The organism is Ruegeria sp. CG11 (assembly GCF_056537245.1).
This window is the reverse complement of record NZ_JBQFRE010000005.1, coordinates 118224-130754: the sequence shown is the minus strand read 5'-3', so window position 1 is coordinate 130754 and position 12531 is coordinate 118224. Positions and strand designations below refer to the sequence as shown.

15 protein-coding genes are annotated in these 12531 nt (G+C 58.5%); 10 read left to right on the top strand and 5 right to left on the bottom strand.

From position 1 onward, the window contains the following. Nucleotides 1-5: 5 nt before the first annotated feature. The 4 genes from ACR0KW_RS13690 to mdh form a co-directional block, all read right to left on the bottom strand. Nucleotides 6-395, bottom strand: coding sequence for a hypothetical protein (locus tag ACR0KW_RS13690; RefSeq protein ID WP_480805478.1), 390 nt, complete (start codon nucleotides 393-395; stop codon nucleotides 6-8). A gap of 6 nt (nucleotides 396-401) precedes the next feature. Next, nucleotides 402-1595 carry an ADP-forming succinate--CoA ligase subunit beta gene (gene sucC / locus ACR0KW_RS13685; RefSeq protein ID WP_480805477.1) on the bottom strand — a complete coding sequence of 398 codons (1194 nt, stop codon included), beginning with the start codon at nucleotides 1593-1595 and terminating at the stop codon, nucleotides 402-404. A 221-nt stretch (nucleotides 1596-1816) separates the two neighbouring features. Continuing rightward, the gene (locus tag ACR0KW_RS13680) at nucleotides 1817-3004 is read right to left on the bottom strand and encodes a DUF1963 domain-containing protein (protein ID WP_480805603.1); all 1188 of its coding nucleotides are present in this window, start codon (nucleotides 3002-3004) and stop codon (nucleotides 1817-1819) included. Between the two features lie 140 nt (nucleotides 3005-3144). Further along, nucleotides 3145-4107 (bottom strand): malate dehydrogenase, encoded by a 963-nt coding sequence (gene mdh, locus ACR0KW_RS13675; protein ID WP_170333352.1) that lies wholly within the window; start codon nucleotides 4105-4107, stop codon nucleotides 3145-3147. Nucleotides 4108-4267: 160 nt separating this feature from the next. On the opposite strand from mdh, the gene ACR0KW_RS13670 reads away from it, so the two are divergent. After that, nucleotides 4268-5023, top strand: coding sequence for a sulfite exporter TauE/SafE family protein (locus ACR0KW_RS13670; protein ID WP_170327181.1), 756 nt, complete (start codon nucleotides 4268-4270; stop codon nucleotides 5021-5023). On the opposite strand, the gene ACR0KW_RS13665 is transcribed toward ACR0KW_RS13670, so the two are convergent. Further along, on the bottom strand, nucleotides 5020-5319 hold the full coding sequence (locus ACR0KW_RS13665; RefSeq protein WP_170327180.1) for a hypothetical protein: 300 nt from the start codon (nucleotides 5317-5319) through the stop codon (nucleotides 5020-5022). The genes ACR0KW_RS13670 and ACR0KW_RS13665 overlap by 4 nt on opposite strands. A 169-nt stretch (nucleotides 5320-5488) precedes the next feature. Between ACR0KW_RS13665 and ACR0KW_RS13660 the strand changes: the two genes are divergently transcribed. The 9 genes from ACR0KW_RS13660 to ACR0KW_RS13620 all read left to right on the top strand — a co-directional run bounded on the left by ACR0KW_RS13660 (nucleotide 5489) and on the right by ACR0KW_RS13620 (nucleotide 12469). After that, nucleotides 5489-6346: an HpcH/HpaI aldolase/citrate lyase family protein gene (locus ACR0KW_RS13660; protein WP_480805476.1), complete on the top strand. Its 858-nt coding sequence runs from the start codon at nucleotides 5489-5491 to the stop codon at nucleotides 6344-6346. 6 nt (nucleotides 6347-6352) lie between these two features. Then, nucleotides 6353-6898 carry an NnrU family protein gene (locus ACR0KW_RS13655; protein WP_480805475.1) on the top strand — a complete coding sequence of 182 codons (546 nt, stop codon included), beginning with the start codon at nucleotides 6353-6355 and terminating at the stop codon, nucleotides 6896-6898. Between the two features lie 12 nt (nucleotides 6899-6910). Further along, a complete protein-coding gene (locus ACR0KW_RS13650; protein WP_170327177.1) occupies nucleotides 6911-7117 on the top strand; it encodes a DUF1737 domain-containing protein in 207 nt (68 codons plus the stop codon). Beyond that, entirely contained in the window at nucleotides 7117-8145 is a 1029-nt protein-coding gene (locus ACR0KW_RS13645; RefSeq protein ID WP_480805474.1) for a MaoC family dehydratase, read from the top strand. The genes ACR0KW_RS13650 and ACR0KW_RS13645 overlap by 1 nt, the downstream gene beginning before the upstream one ends. 55 nt (nucleotides 8146-8200) lie before the next feature. After that, entirely contained in the window at nucleotides 8201-8863 is a 663-nt protein-coding gene (locus ACR0KW_RS13640; RefSeq protein WP_480805473.1) for a DUF1194 domain-containing protein, read from the top strand. A 213-nt stretch (nucleotides 8864-9076) separates the two neighbouring features. Beyond that, the gene (sdhC, locus tag ACR0KW_RS13635; RefSeq protein WP_170430486.1) at nucleotides 9077-9460 is read left to right on the top strand and encodes a succinate dehydrogenase, cytochrome b556 subunit; all 384 of its coding nucleotides are present in this window, start codon (nucleotides 9077-9079) and stop codon (nucleotides 9458-9460) included. Between the two features lie 11 nt (nucleotides 9461-9471). Beyond that, nucleotides 9472-9843 (top strand): succinate dehydrogenase, hydrophobic membrane anchor protein, encoded by a 372-nt coding sequence (locus ACR0KW_RS13630; RefSeq protein WP_480592845.1) that lies wholly within the window; start codon nucleotides 9472-9474, stop codon nucleotides 9841-9843. Nucleotides 9844-9868: 25 nt separating this feature from the next. Next, the gene (gene sdhA, locus ACR0KW_RS13625; protein ID WP_170327172.1) at nucleotides 9869-11677 is read left to right on the top strand and encodes a succinate dehydrogenase flavoprotein subunit; all 1809 of its coding nucleotides are present in this window, start codon (nucleotides 9869-9871) and stop codon (nucleotides 11675-11677) included. A 12-nt stretch (nucleotides 11678-11689) separates the two neighbouring features. Further along, entirely contained in the window at nucleotides 11690-12469 is a 780-nt protein-coding gene (locus tag ACR0KW_RS13620) for a succinate dehydrogenase iron-sulfur subunit (RefSeq protein ID WP_480805472.1), read from the top strand. The last annotated feature ends 62 nt before the right edge of the window (nucleotides 12470-12531 follow it).

The window sequence follows — 12531 nt, the reverse complement described above, 5'->3', positions numbered from 1 at the left end:
GAGTGTTAAGCCTCCGAGGCGATAACCGCCCCTCCAAGTTTTTTTCCTTCGGCTTTGCCGCGATGGGAGTGATGCAAACGAATGACTTCAAATCGTTCTGCACCATTTGATTGAACAAACACGGAGTCGATCTTGGCGCGGTTCATGGACTTTTCGATTTCGGCCATTGCGTCTCTCCAGTGATCGAAGAGTCCCAAGTCTCGATAAAGGTTGCCGGATTGTCTGATTAGCGCTGCGGAGACAGGGCCATCTTTCAATGTGCAAACTTCTCGCATTTGAGAAACAAAGATTGTGTCTGTTCTATTTGGATCGGCCAAACGATTCTCCTTCGCAACAAAGACCACGATGACCAATGCAGCGAAGGCTAACAGCGCGATGGCTTCTCCCACTCCCATGTTGGTTTAACCCTTAACCGCCTTCACGATCTTCTCGGCACCGTCTTTCAGGTTGTCCGCCGCGATCACGTCCAGGCCAGAGGTGTTGATGATCTCTTTGCCTTTCTCGACATTCGTGCCTTCCAGACGCACGACCAGCGGAACTTGCAGGCCGACCTCTTTCACCGCGGCGACAACGCCCTCGGCGATGACGTCACAGCGCATGATGCCGCCGAAGATGTTGACCAGAATGCCTTTGACCTGCGGGTCCGAGGTGATGATCTTGAACGCTTCGGTCACTTTCTCTTTGGTGGCACCGCCGCCCACGTCGAGGAAGTTGGCAGGCTCGGCACCGTAGAGCTTGATGATGTCCATGGTTGCCATCGCCAGACCGGCGCCGTTCACCATACAGCCGATCTCACCATCCAGTGCGATGTAGTTCAGGTCGTATTTGGAGGCTTCCAGTTCCTTGGGGTCTTCCTCGGTCGTGTCGCGCAGTTCGGCGATGTCGGGGTGGCGGTAAACCGCGTTGCCGTCGAAGCCGACTTTGGCGTCCAGCACCTTGAGGTCGCCTTTGTCCGAGATGATCAGAGGGTTGATTTCCAGCATCTCCATGTCCTTCTCGACGAAGGCTGCATAGAGCTGGCTCATCAGTTTGACGCATTGCTTGACCTGCGCGCCTTCCAGACCCAGCGAGAAGGCGATGCGACGGCCGTGATAGGGCTGATAACCGGTTGCAGGGTCGACCGAGAAGGACAGGATTTTCTCGGGCGTCGCTTCGGCCACTTCTTCGATGTCCATGCCGCCTTCGGTCGAGCACACGAACGAGATGCGGCTGGTTTGGCGATCCACCAACAGGGCCAGATACAGTTCACGCTCAATGCCGGAACCGGCTTCGATATAGATGCGGTTGACCTGCTTGCCGGCGGGGCCAGTCTGATGCGTGACCAGCGTGCGGCCCAGCATCTTTTTGGCTTCTTCAGCGGCTTCTTCAACCGACTTGGTCAGACGGACTCCGCCTTTTTCACCGGCATCGGCCTCTTTGAAAGAACCCTTGCCGCGGCCACCCGCGTGAATTTGGGCTTTGACAACCCACAGAGGGCCATCCAGTTCACCGGCTGCGGTTTTGGCTTCCTCGGCGCGCAGAACCGCGCGACCTTCGGAGACCGGAGCGCCATAGCTGCGAAGAAGAGCTTTGGCCTGATATTCGTGAATGTTCATCGAAACTGTCCTGTCTGACTACGATTACACCGTTATAGAAGTGTCTAGGGGGCATATATAAAGGGTTTTTTTGCGCCAACGCGGTTTTTAGTGAAGATTTTCAACATTTGTGATCACAGGTTTTTTGGGTGTGATCACAAACCCGCAAATCAGCCCCGTCGGCATGGCAATCTAGGGTCGGCGCGGTTGCCAGCTTTGCGAATCTTGCAATTTGGCTGGCGTTAGTGGCATTCGAACATGAATTCGCTCTGCGCCCATTCTCGTGTTTTCAAATGCTCAGGTCTGATCCACCACGTCATGATACCAACATCGCCGGACCACAGCGACCCGAAACTGTCATAGGACAGTTGCAGAAGCAGCAGTTGATTGAGGCGTTCGTAAACACCGGCTTGAACCATTCTGCCCTGACCAAACATCTGGTGGCGCTCTGGATCGTCGCCCGGGGCGAGTTCGTGATTGTTGATGTGTTCCCGCACAGGTTCTGGCAGAGCCAGCCAGGCCTCATCACCGCCAGTTACCGCATGTTTCACGGTGTCGCGCGCCAGTTTCTCAGCTCCGCCCAGTCCAACGGAATAGAGGCTTCGTGTGTCAGGTGCAAACCGACGGAACTCCTCGTCGAGCCTCTCGGTTGATTGCCAAAGGCGTTTACGGTCTTCGTCGTGCAACTCTGCCCAAGCAGGTTGTTCCTGAGACCAAGCCCACAAATCCAAGACGAATTTGCGAAACGGCTTATACCCCTTTGTCCAGCGTAACGGCGTATGCTTGATCCAAGCGCGTTGCGCCCGGGATTTCATAGTGTCCGGTAAAATCTGCGCCAACAGAGTTTCGCGGCACGTGGAAAGTTCCCGCATGAGATGCCCGGCTAGTATCTTAACACTGGCATGCCAAACAAACCCGGTTTCCCTTAGCGCGGCATCAGGGGCGAGTTTGTGTTCGATCAAGAGGTCCACCAACCGTGGCCTGCAAAACTCAGGGTTGGCAGCTTCCAACTCTAACGGGTCGTTGCCATCGTCGACTTCCTCCTCACAAGGGGCGGGGTGGAATTCCACAGGCCAGCGCGGCAGTGTATGGGCCGCGCGCAGCGGATTGTCGTGATTGAGAAGGCTTCGCCCGTAATATTCCCCAAAGGCGTGTGGCGTTCGCGCGGGTGGCTGCCGAAGTGAACCTGCAGTTCCAAGATATACGACACTGCCGTGCTGGTTTTGGACAGTATCGCAGAAAAAAAGAAGCAAACCTGTTTGTGGCAGACCTGTATCAGGGCGCAAAGCGGTTACAGTTTCCAGATCTATCTGGGCACAGAAAGTAAGGGGTACGCCAGCAGGTGTGCGCGGCCAGGGGTGTTCGCCCAGCATTGGCAGACCCCCTATATAGCTGTCCGTTTCGTTCCAGTTCACACAGCCAAGGGGCATCCTTGACACGACGATTGGGTCAATTTTGGGCAAGTCAATTCTCGCTGAGATCGTGGCTAGAATGGTAGGCAGCTACTTAGAAACGAAAAGAGCGCCCGAAAGGGCGCTCTGGAAATGTTAAATTTTCAACGCATTGAGCTTTAGGCCAGCGAGCTGTCGATGCCTTTGCACGCTTCGATCAGGCCCTTTACGGCGTTGACCGAGTTGTCGAAACCGGCCTGCTCTTCTTCGTTCAGCTTGATGTCGACGACACGCTCGATGCCGCCCGCGCCGATCACAGTGGGCACGCCGACATACATGCCTTCGACACCCAGTTCGCCATCGCAATAGGCGGCGCAAGGCAGAACGCGCTTCTGGTCTTTCAGATAGGCTTCGGCCATTTCGATTGCTGAAGTGGCAGGCGCATAGAAGGCTGAACCGGTTTTCAGCAGGCCAACAATCTCGGCGCCGCCGTCACGGGTGCGCTGTACGATGGCGTCAAGCTTTTCTTGCGTGGTCCAGCCCATCTCGACCAGATCGGGCAGCGGGATACCGGCAACGGTCGAGTAACGAACCGACGGCACCATGGTGTCGCCGTGGCCGCCCAGAACGAACGCGGTCACGTCGCGCATGGACACGTTGAACTCTTCCGACAGGAAGTGTGCGAAACGGCCCGAGTCCAGAACGCCAGCCATGCCGCAGACCTTGTTGTGCGGCAGACCCGAGAACTCACGCAGAGCCCAGACCATCGCGTCCAGCGGGTTGGTGATGCAGATGACAAATGCATTGGGTGCGTTGGCGGCGATGCCTTCGCCAACCGATTTCATGACCTTCAGGTTGATGCCCAGCAGGTCGTCGCGGCTCATGCCCGGCTTGCGCGGCACACCGGCGGTCACGATGCAGACGTCGGCGCCGGCGATGTCCTCATAGGACTGCGTGCCTTTCAACTTGGCGTCAAAGCCTTCCGACGGGCCGGATTCAGCGATGTCCAGCGCCTTGCCTTCCGGGGTGCCTTCGGCGATGTCGAACAGGACAACGTCACCAAGTTCTTTCATTGCTGCGAGGTGGGCGAGCGTGCCGCCGATCTGACCTGCGCCGATCAGCGCGATCTTGGGTCTGGCCATTTGGAAAATCTCCGGTCGGTTTTGAAATCGCGGTTGTGCTAGTCGGTAAATGGCTTTCGCGCAAGAGTTATGCGGCGTGGCATACAACCGCATACCGTTTGTATGGTGCCAGGGTTTGCGCTAAACGGCCTGATAGACAAGCCTATTCACGGGATGCCACATGTTCGAATTGGACCTGATGTTTTTTGCTGTGGCGATCCCTGCGGTGATCTTTGCCGGCATCTCGAAGGGTGGGTTTGGCTCGGGTGTGGCGTTCGCGTCGTCGTCGATTCTGGCACTGATCCTCACGCCCGGACAGGCGTTGGCGTTGATGCTGCCGATCCTGATGGTGATCGATGTGGCAACCCTTGGCCCATACTGGAAGCGCTGGAGTTGGCCGGATTCACGCCTGTTGATCCTGGGCGCTGTGCCGGGTGTTGCGCTGGGCGCGTGGCTGTATCGCGCGACAGATGACGACCTTTTGCGGTTGTTGATCGGAGGGATCTCGGTCGGTTTCGTGATCTGGCATATGGCGCAGAGCAAGGGCCTGATCCGAGGTTTTGCAAACCGCCTGCCATCCCCAGCCGGGCTGTTCGCAGGTCTGGTCGCGGGCTTTACCAGCTTCGTCAGCCACGCGGGCGGTCCGCCTGCTGCCGTATACCTTCTGTCTCAACGCCTGTCGAAGACCGAGTTTCAGGCGTCCACTGTGCTGGTCTTCTGGGTCATCAATAGTGCAAAGTTTATCCCTTACGCCTATCTCGGCTTGTTCACGTGGCACACGGCGCTGGCCGATCTTCTTCTGACCCCATTCGCCATCCTCGGCGCATGGTTAGGCGTCCGGGCGCATTTCATGCTGTCCGAGCGCCTGTTCTTCGGTATCGCCTATGTGCTGCTGACCATGACCGGCAGCAAACTGATCTGGGATGCGCTGACCTAGACGTTGGGGGGCAGAGCCTCGGCCATCTGTTCAAAGGCCTGTCCCGTGGCGATCAGGCAGGTCATTCCGTCGGGTAGGGTTACCGTAATGGTCCAGCTGCCTGTCTGGTCCGAGGCATAGACCTCCATCACTGCACCCTGCCGGGCAATGCCAATGCCGCGGCGTGTCTCGCCGTAGGTCTCGGCCAGCCGTTTGACCACATCCTCGCGCGGGGCGCAGGTGCGGGCCTGTACCTGTTGCGCGGCCAGAACCATGATTCCAAGGCCCATCGTCATTTTGAAAAGCGTCTTTTTCATCTCTCACCCCTTTCGATTCCATCTGCAAACAGGGTGCGGGTGGGGTGCAGAAATCTGGTTAAAACTCCGCGCGTTGCGTTACGTATGCTGCGTTGCGGCAAATTTCCTCTTGAACTTTCCGGCAAAAAATGGCCCATTCCGCGCAACATTCTTACAAAGGGAGAGGCCAATGGACCCCCGTCAGCGCCCCTATCGTTCCGTTCTCTATATCCCCGGCTCACGTGACCGGGCGCTGGATAAGGCGCGCACCTTGCCGGTGGATGCGATCATCTTTGACCTCGAAGACGCGGTTTCGGCGGACGAAAAACCCAATGCGCGTGAAACTCTCAAGGCGGCTCTGGCAGCTGGGGGCTATGGTTCACGGGTCAAGATCGTTCGTATCAACGGGCTGGATACCGAGTGGGGCCGCGCCGACGCCGAAGCCGTGCGCGAGATGGATGCGGATGTGGTACTGTTGCCCAAGGTGAATTCCGCCGCCGATGTGGACGCGCTGGCAGAAATCACCGGTGACATGCCGATCTGGGCGATGATGGAAACCCCGCGCGGGATGTTGAACGCGGCCGAGATTGCCGCGCACCCCCTGATGGCCGGGTTCGTCATGGGCACCAACGATCTGGCCAAGGAACTGCAGACCCGTTTCCGCCCGGATCGATTGCCGATGATGACCTCGCTGGGACTGTGCCTGCTGGCCGCCAAGGCCGAGGGTCTGATCATTGTCGACGGCGTCTATAATGCCTTCAAGGATGGCGAAGGTCTGGCCGCTGAATGCGAACAAGGCCGCGATATGGGCTTTGACGGCAAGACCCTGATCCACCCGGCGCAGGTGGATATCACCAATGCAGCCTATGCCCCGTCGGATACCGAAATCGACCTGGCCCGCCGCCAGATTGCGGCCTTTGAAGAGGTCGAGTCGCAGGGGCAGGGTGTCGCTGTCGTGGATGGGAAGATTGTTGAAAATCTGCATGTTGTAACTGCCCGCGAAATTCTGGCAAAAGCGGAGGCGATTTCAGCTTTGCAAGCGGGGTAAGCCAGCATGGGCTTTGTTCTTCTGATCCTTGGGGTGGCGCTTTGGTGGGCCGCTCATCTGTTCAAACGTGTGATGCCTGCGCAGCGCGCGGCCATGGGCAAAGGCGCGGTGGCGCTGGCGCTGGTCGCGGCGGTGCTGCTGATGATCTTCGGCTATCGCATGACCGATTTCATCCATGTCTGGTCGCCGCCTTCCTCCATGATCCACATCAACAACCTGCTGGTGCTGATCGCCATCTTCATGATGAGCCCCGCTGGTCAGAAGGGCCGCCTGCTGAACAAGATGCGCCACCCGATGCTGGCCGGTTTCCGGGCATGGGCCTTTGCGCATCTGCTGGTGAATGGCGATCTGGCTTCGATCATCCTGTTTGGCGGACTGTTCCTGTGGGCCATGGTCGAGGTGGTTGTGATCAACCGCGCCGAACCCGAGTGGGCCCCGGCTGAACCCGGCACCTATGGCAAAGACGCGATGTTCTTTGTGGCCTCGATCGTGCTGTTCGGGATCATCGGCTACATTCACGGGCTGATCGGTCCGTCTCCGTTCCCGTCGTAAGGATCTGGCACAATGGCAAAACTCTATCGTCTGTTGACCGAAGAAGACACATCCGCTTTCTGCCACAAGGTGTCGGATGCACTGGCAAAGGGTTGGGAGCTGTATGGCGACCCGTCCTATGCCTATGACGAAAACAGCCGCATGATGCGCTGTGCGCAGGCCGTGACCAAAGAGGTCGAGGCCGACTATTCCCCCGAAATGAAACTGGGACAGCAATAATGGCAAAAACCAATCCGGGCCGCTTTTTCGAGGATTATTTCGTCGGGCAGGTACTGCATCACGCAGTGCCACGCACCGTAACCGACGGCGAGCGTGCGTTGTATCACGCGCTCTATCCGGCGCGGCACGCGCTTTATTCCTCGGACGAGTTCGCCCGGAATTGTGGCCTGCCGCAAAGCCCGATCGACGATCTGGCGGCGTTCCACGTGGTTTTCGGCAAAACCGTTCCCGATATCTCGCTGAACGCGGTTGCCAATCTGGGTTATGCCGAGGGGCGCTGGCTGAAACCGGTCTATTCCGGTGACACGCTGCGCTCGGAATCCGAGGTAATCGGGGTCAAGCAGAATTCGAACGGCAAGACCGGCGTGGTCTGGGTGCGTACGCGCGGCCTGAACCAGCGCGACGAGGTGGTGATCGAATATGTGCGTTGGGTGATGGTGCGCAAAGCGGATATCGACGCCCCAGCGCCCGAGGCGGTGGTGCCGAATCTGAAGAACGTACTGGAGCCAGGCGATCTGGTTGTGCCCGAGGGCCTCGATTTTTCGAACTATGATTTTGTTCAATCCGGTGAGACCCATCGTTGGGGCGATTACGAGGTCGGTGAAACCATTGACCACGTTGACGGTGTGACTGTCGAAGAGGCCGAGCATATGCTGGCCACTCGTCTGTGGCAAAACACGGCCAAAGTGCATTTTGACCTGACCTTCCGCCCCGACGGCCGGTTGATCTATGGCGGGCACGTGATTTCGATGGCGCGAGCCCTGTCGTTCAACGGCCTGGCCAATGCGCAGATGATCGTAGGCCTGAACGGCGGTGCACACGCCAACCCGTGCTTTTCAGGCGATACGATCAAGGCCTGGTCCGAGGTTCTGGACAAGGCCGAAACTGGTGTTCCCGGCGTTGGGGCCATCCGTCTGCGTCTGGTCGCAACCAAAGGCGGCGCACCGTTTGAGCTGAAGGGTGAAGATGGTCGGTACAAGCCCGAGGTTCTACTGGACCTGGACTATTGGGCGTTGATGCCGGTCTGACATCACCCCACATTGATTTGATCGCAGCCTGCGACATTCATGCTAGGCTGCGGTCATGGTCCTGTTTCGCTCACTTGCTGCCTGCTTGTTTCTGACGCCGCCCGCGCTGGCCTGCGATCTTGCGCTGGCCTTGGCGGTGGACGTGTCCGGGTCGGTCGATACAAGCGAATACCGCATTCAGATGGATGGTCTGGCTGCCGGTCTGCGCGATCCTCTTGTGTCCGAGGCGTTGGTGCGCGGGCAGGCGCAGTTGATGCTGGTGCAGTGGACCGGAGCCTCACGCCAGAAGATCACGATACCATGGACCCGGATCGACAGTTTCGAAACGCTCGAACGGTTTGCCGATCAGGTGGCGGCCGACCGCCGAGTCTGGCGCAACTTCTCGACCGCGATCGGTGAGGCGCTTGAAATGACCCTGTCCAGCTTTGACGAAGTATCCGACTGCACGCGCCACCTGATCGACATCTCGGGCGACGGGGTGTCGAACGAAGGGGTCGAGCCGACCGAGGTCCACGGCGTGTTGCGCAATCGGGGTATCACGGTCAACGCCATCGCAATCGAGGAAAGCGAACCCGACCTGACCGCATATTTCTTTGAGAACGTCATTGTGGGCGAAGGGGCATTCGTTGTTTCGGCCGCCGGTTTTGCGGACTATCCCGAACGGATACGAAAGAAGCTTTTGCGCGAAGTGACGCAACAATCTGCTGCTTTAAAGTGAGCGTCGCAGATTCGTGATCACAACGATTGCAGCCTGAAGGCGCTAACATTGATTTGGCAGGATAAGTTTTGTGATCACGGTAATATTTTGTGTGATCACAATTTTCCAAAATCGGCGGTTTTGTCCCCATTTTACCTGTTTTTGCGCTCGCAGCACGTGACAGATTGGCAAAAACAGGTAAAACGACGGGTAGCCAACGAAAGAGGAGCCGACATGGCCGATGTCAATCGGGGCAACCGCCCGCTCTCGCCACATATTATGATCTATCGCCCCCAGATGACGTCCACGTCTTCTATCATGGTTCGTTTGACCGGGATCGGGGTGTTTGCCGTTGCCATTCTGGTCGTCTGGTGGCTGCTGGCCGCATCGACTTCGGAAAGCGCATTTGCGGGGATCGACGGGTTTATGCGCAGCTGGTTCGGAGACCTCATCCTGACGGCTGCGACCTGGGGGCTGTGGTATCACACGCTGGGCCGACTGCGGCACGTCATCTGGGATTTCGGCTACTGCCTTGACATCGAGACCGCCGAGAAACTGGGCCTGGGCATGTTCGTTGGTGCGACCGTCCTGACCCTGATCACCGTACTTGTGGTTTAAGGAGACGGCACATGCGATATCTGACTGACCGCAAGCGCGCGCAGGGTCTGGGCGCAGGTAAATCCGGCACACTCACACACTGGCGGACCATGGTTCGGGCGATGATCCTGACCGTGTTGATTCCGATTTTCATCTTCACATTCGGCGCTGGCATTGGCGGAACCCACGAAGAGGTGGTGGCCTATTTCAGCCGTCCGTTCCCTGCGCTTGTCACGGCGCTCACGCTGATCGTGGGGCTGCTGCAACTGATGTACGAGGCGCAGGAAGCGATTGAGGACTATGTGCACGGCGTCATGGAGAAAGTCTCTCTCGCTGCAATGTGGGCCCTGGGCTACACGCTGATGGCGGCCGGGCTGTTTGCCCTGGTCAAGCTGGCCCTGTGATGATGCGCGGTAAGGAACAAGAACAATGACAGCAGCATATGAATATGAAACCCACGAATACGACGTCGTTGTCGTAGGCGCTGGTGGTGCAGGTCTGCGGGCGACGCTGGGCATGGCGGAACAGGGCCTGCGCACGGCTTGTGTGACCAAGGTTTTCCCAACCCGCTCGCACACGGTTGCGGCGCAGGGCGGTATCGCCGCCTCGCTGTCCAACATGGGCCCCGACCACTGGCAGTGGCACATGTACGACACCGTCAAGGGCTCGGACTGGCTGGGTGACACCGACGCGATGGAATACCTCGCGCGCGAAGCACCCAAAGCCGTCTATGAGTTGGAGCACTACGGCGTGCCCTTCAGCCGGACCGAAGAAGGCAAAATCTATCAGCGTCCCTTCGGCGGCCACACCACAGAGTTCGGCGAGGGCCCTGCGGTGCAGCGGACTTGTGCTGCCGCTGACCGGACTGGCCACGCGATCCTGCACACGCTGTATGGTCAGTCGCTGAAGAACAACGCCGAGTTCTACATCGAATATTTCGCCATCGACCTGATCATGTCCGAGGATGGGCAGTGTCAGGGTGTTGTCTGCTGGAAGCTGGACGACGGCACGATGCACGTCTTCAACGCCAAGATGGTGGTGCTGGCGACCGGCGGGTACGGTCGTGCCTATTTCAGCGCAACCTCGGCGCACACCTGCACCGGTGACGGCGGCGGCATGGTGGCCCGTGCAGGTCTGGCGCTGCAGGATATGGAATTCGTTCAGTTCCACCCGACCGGCATCTATGGTTCGGGCTGCCTGATCACCGAGGGTGCCCGTGGTGAGGGTGGCTACCTGACCAACTCGGAAGGCGAGCGTTTCATGGAGCGCTATGCGCCCCAGTATAAAGACCTCGCGCCGCGCGACTATGTCTCGCGTTCGATGACCATGGAGATCCGAGAAGGTCGTGGCCATGGTGACAATGGCGACCACATCCACCTGAACCTCAGCCACCTGCCGGCCGAAGCACTGGCCGAGCGTCTGCCGGGGATTTCGGAATCGGCGCGTGTTTTCGCAGGTGTCGACGTCACCAAGGAGCCGATCCCGGTTCTGCCGACCGTGCACTATAACATGGGCGGTATCCCAACGAACTATTGGGGTGAGGTTCTGAACCCGACCGCCGACAACCCGACCGGTGTTGTGCCGGGCCTGATGGCTGTGGGTGAAGCCGGCTGTGCCTCGGTCCACGGTGCGAACCGTCTGGGTTCGAACTCGCTGATCGACCTTGTGGTGTTTGGCCGCGCGGCTGCGATCCGGGCGGGTGAGGTTGTTGATGCCAAGGCGCCGAACCCGGTTCTGAACCAGGCGTCGGTCGACAAGGCGTTTGATCGCTTTGACGCGGTGCGCAACGCCAGCGGCGCGATCCCGACTGCCGATCTGCGTCTTGAGATGCAGCGGACAATGCAAGAAGACGCAGCTGTGTTCCGGACCGCCAAGACCATGGCCGAGGGCGTCGAGAAGATGACGGTGATTGCCGCCAAAATGGACGACCTGAAGGTTACCGACCGGTCGCTGGTCTGGAACAGCGACCTGATGGAATCTCTGGAACTGACCAACCTGATGCCAAGCGCTCTGGCCACCATCGTCGGGGCTGAGGCGCGCAAGGAATCCCGCGGTGCCCACGCGCACGAGGACTTCACCGAGCGTGATGACGAAAACTGGCGCGTTCACACCGTCAGCCGGGTTGAGGGCAACAAGGTAGACCTCAGCTATCGCCCGGTCATCGTTGACCCGCTGACCACCGAAGACGAAGGCGGCATCAGCCTCAAGAAAATCGCGCCCAAGGCGCGGACGTTCTAAGGAGAGGAACTTATGGTACAACTGACCCTCCCCAAGAATTCGCGCATCACCACGGGCAAAACCTGGCCCAAGCCGGAAGGCGCGACCAATGTACGGAAATTCCAGATCTATCGCTGGAACCCGGAAGACGGCAAAAACCCGCAGCTCGACACCTATTTCGTCGACATGGACAGCTGCGGCCCGATGGTTCTGGACGCGCTGATCAAGATCAAGAACGAGATTGATCCGACCCTGACCTTCCGCCGATCGTGCCGCGAAGGCATCTGTGGCTCTTGTGCGATGAATATCGACGGGATCAACACGCTGGCCTGTATCTATGGCATGGATGAGATCAAGGGCGACGTGAAAGTTTACCCGCTGCCGCATATGCCGGTGGTCAAGGACCTGATTCCTGATCTGACCCACTTTTACGCCCAGCACGCATCCATCATGCCGTGGCTGGAAACCAAGACCAACCGCCCCGCGAAAGAGTGGAAGCAGTCGATCGAAGACCGCAAGAAACTGGATGGTCTCTATGAATGCGTGATGTGCGCCAGCTGCTCGACCTCGTGCCCGAGCTACTGGTGGAACGGTGACCGTTACCTTGGGCCTGCCGCGCTGCTGCACGCCTATCGCTGGATCATCGACAGCCGGGATGAGGCTACTGGCGAGCGTCTGGATGAGCTGGAAGATCCGTTCAAGCTGTATCGCTGCCACACCATCATGAACTGCGCCAAGACCTGCCCGAAAGGTCTGAACCCGGCCAAGGCGATTGCCGAAATCAAGAAGATGATGATCGAACGCGGCGTTTAAGCGACGCCTAAAAGACAGCACTTGCCGCGTTGCGGCAGGTGCATGACGAGTTTGCAAAACTA

Coding starts and splice junctions, on each gene's coding strand:
- ACR0KW_RS13690 (WP_480805478.1), bottom strand. CDS start 395: ATGGGAGTGGGAGAAGCCATCGCGCTGTTAGCCTTCGCTGCATTGGTC.
- sucC (WP_480805477.1), bottom strand. CDS start 1,595: ATGAACATTCACGAATATCAGGCCAAAGCTCTTCTTCGCAGCTATGGC.
- ACR0KW_RS13680 (WP_480805603.1), bottom strand. CDS start 3,004: ATGCCCCTTGGCTGTGTGAACTGGAACGAAACGGACAGCTATATAGGG.
- mdh (WP_170333352.1), bottom strand. CDS start 4,107: ATGGCCAGACCCAAGATCGCGCTGATCGGCGCAGGTCAGATCGGCGGC.
- ACR0KW_RS13670 (WP_170327181.1), top strand. CDS start 4,268: ATGTTCGAATTGGACCTGATGTTTTTTGCTGTGGCGATCCCTGCGGTG.
- ACR0KW_RS13665 (WP_170327180.1), bottom strand. CDS start 5,319: ATGAAAAAGACGCTTTTCAAAATGACGATGGGCCTTGGAATCATGGTT.
- ACR0KW_RS13660 (WP_480805476.1), top strand. CDS start 5,489: ATGGACCCCCGTCAGCGCCCCTATCGTTCCGTTCTCTATATCCCCGGC.
- ACR0KW_RS13655 (WP_480805475.1), top strand. CDS start 6,353: ATGGGCTTTGTTCTTCTGATCCTTGGGGTGGCGCTTTGGTGGGCCGCT.
- ACR0KW_RS13650 (WP_170327177.1), top strand. CDS start 6,911: ATGGCAAAACTCTATCGTCTGTTGACCGAAGAAGACACATCCGCTTTC.
- ACR0KW_RS13645 (WP_480805474.1), top strand. CDS start 7,117: ATGGCAAAAACCAATCCGGGCCGCTTTTTCGAGGATTATTTCGTCGGG.
- ACR0KW_RS13640 (WP_480805473.1), top strand. CDS start 8,201: ATGGTCCTGTTTCGCTCACTTGCTGCCTGCTTGTTTCTGACGCCGCCC.
- sdhC (WP_170430486.1), top strand. CDS start 9,077: ATGGCCGATGTCAATCGGGGCAACCGCCCGCTCTCGCCACATATTATG.
- ACR0KW_RS13630 (WP_480592845.1), top strand. CDS start 9,472: ATGCGATATCTGACTGACCGCAAGCGCGCGCAGGGTCTGGGCGCAGGT.
- sdhA (WP_170327172.1), top strand. CDS start 9,869: ATGACAGCAGCATATGAATATGAAACCCACGAATACGACGTCGTTGTC.
- ACR0KW_RS13620 (WP_480805472.1), top strand. CDS start 11,690: ATGGTACAACTGACCCTCCCCAAGAATTCGCGCATCACCACGGGCAAA.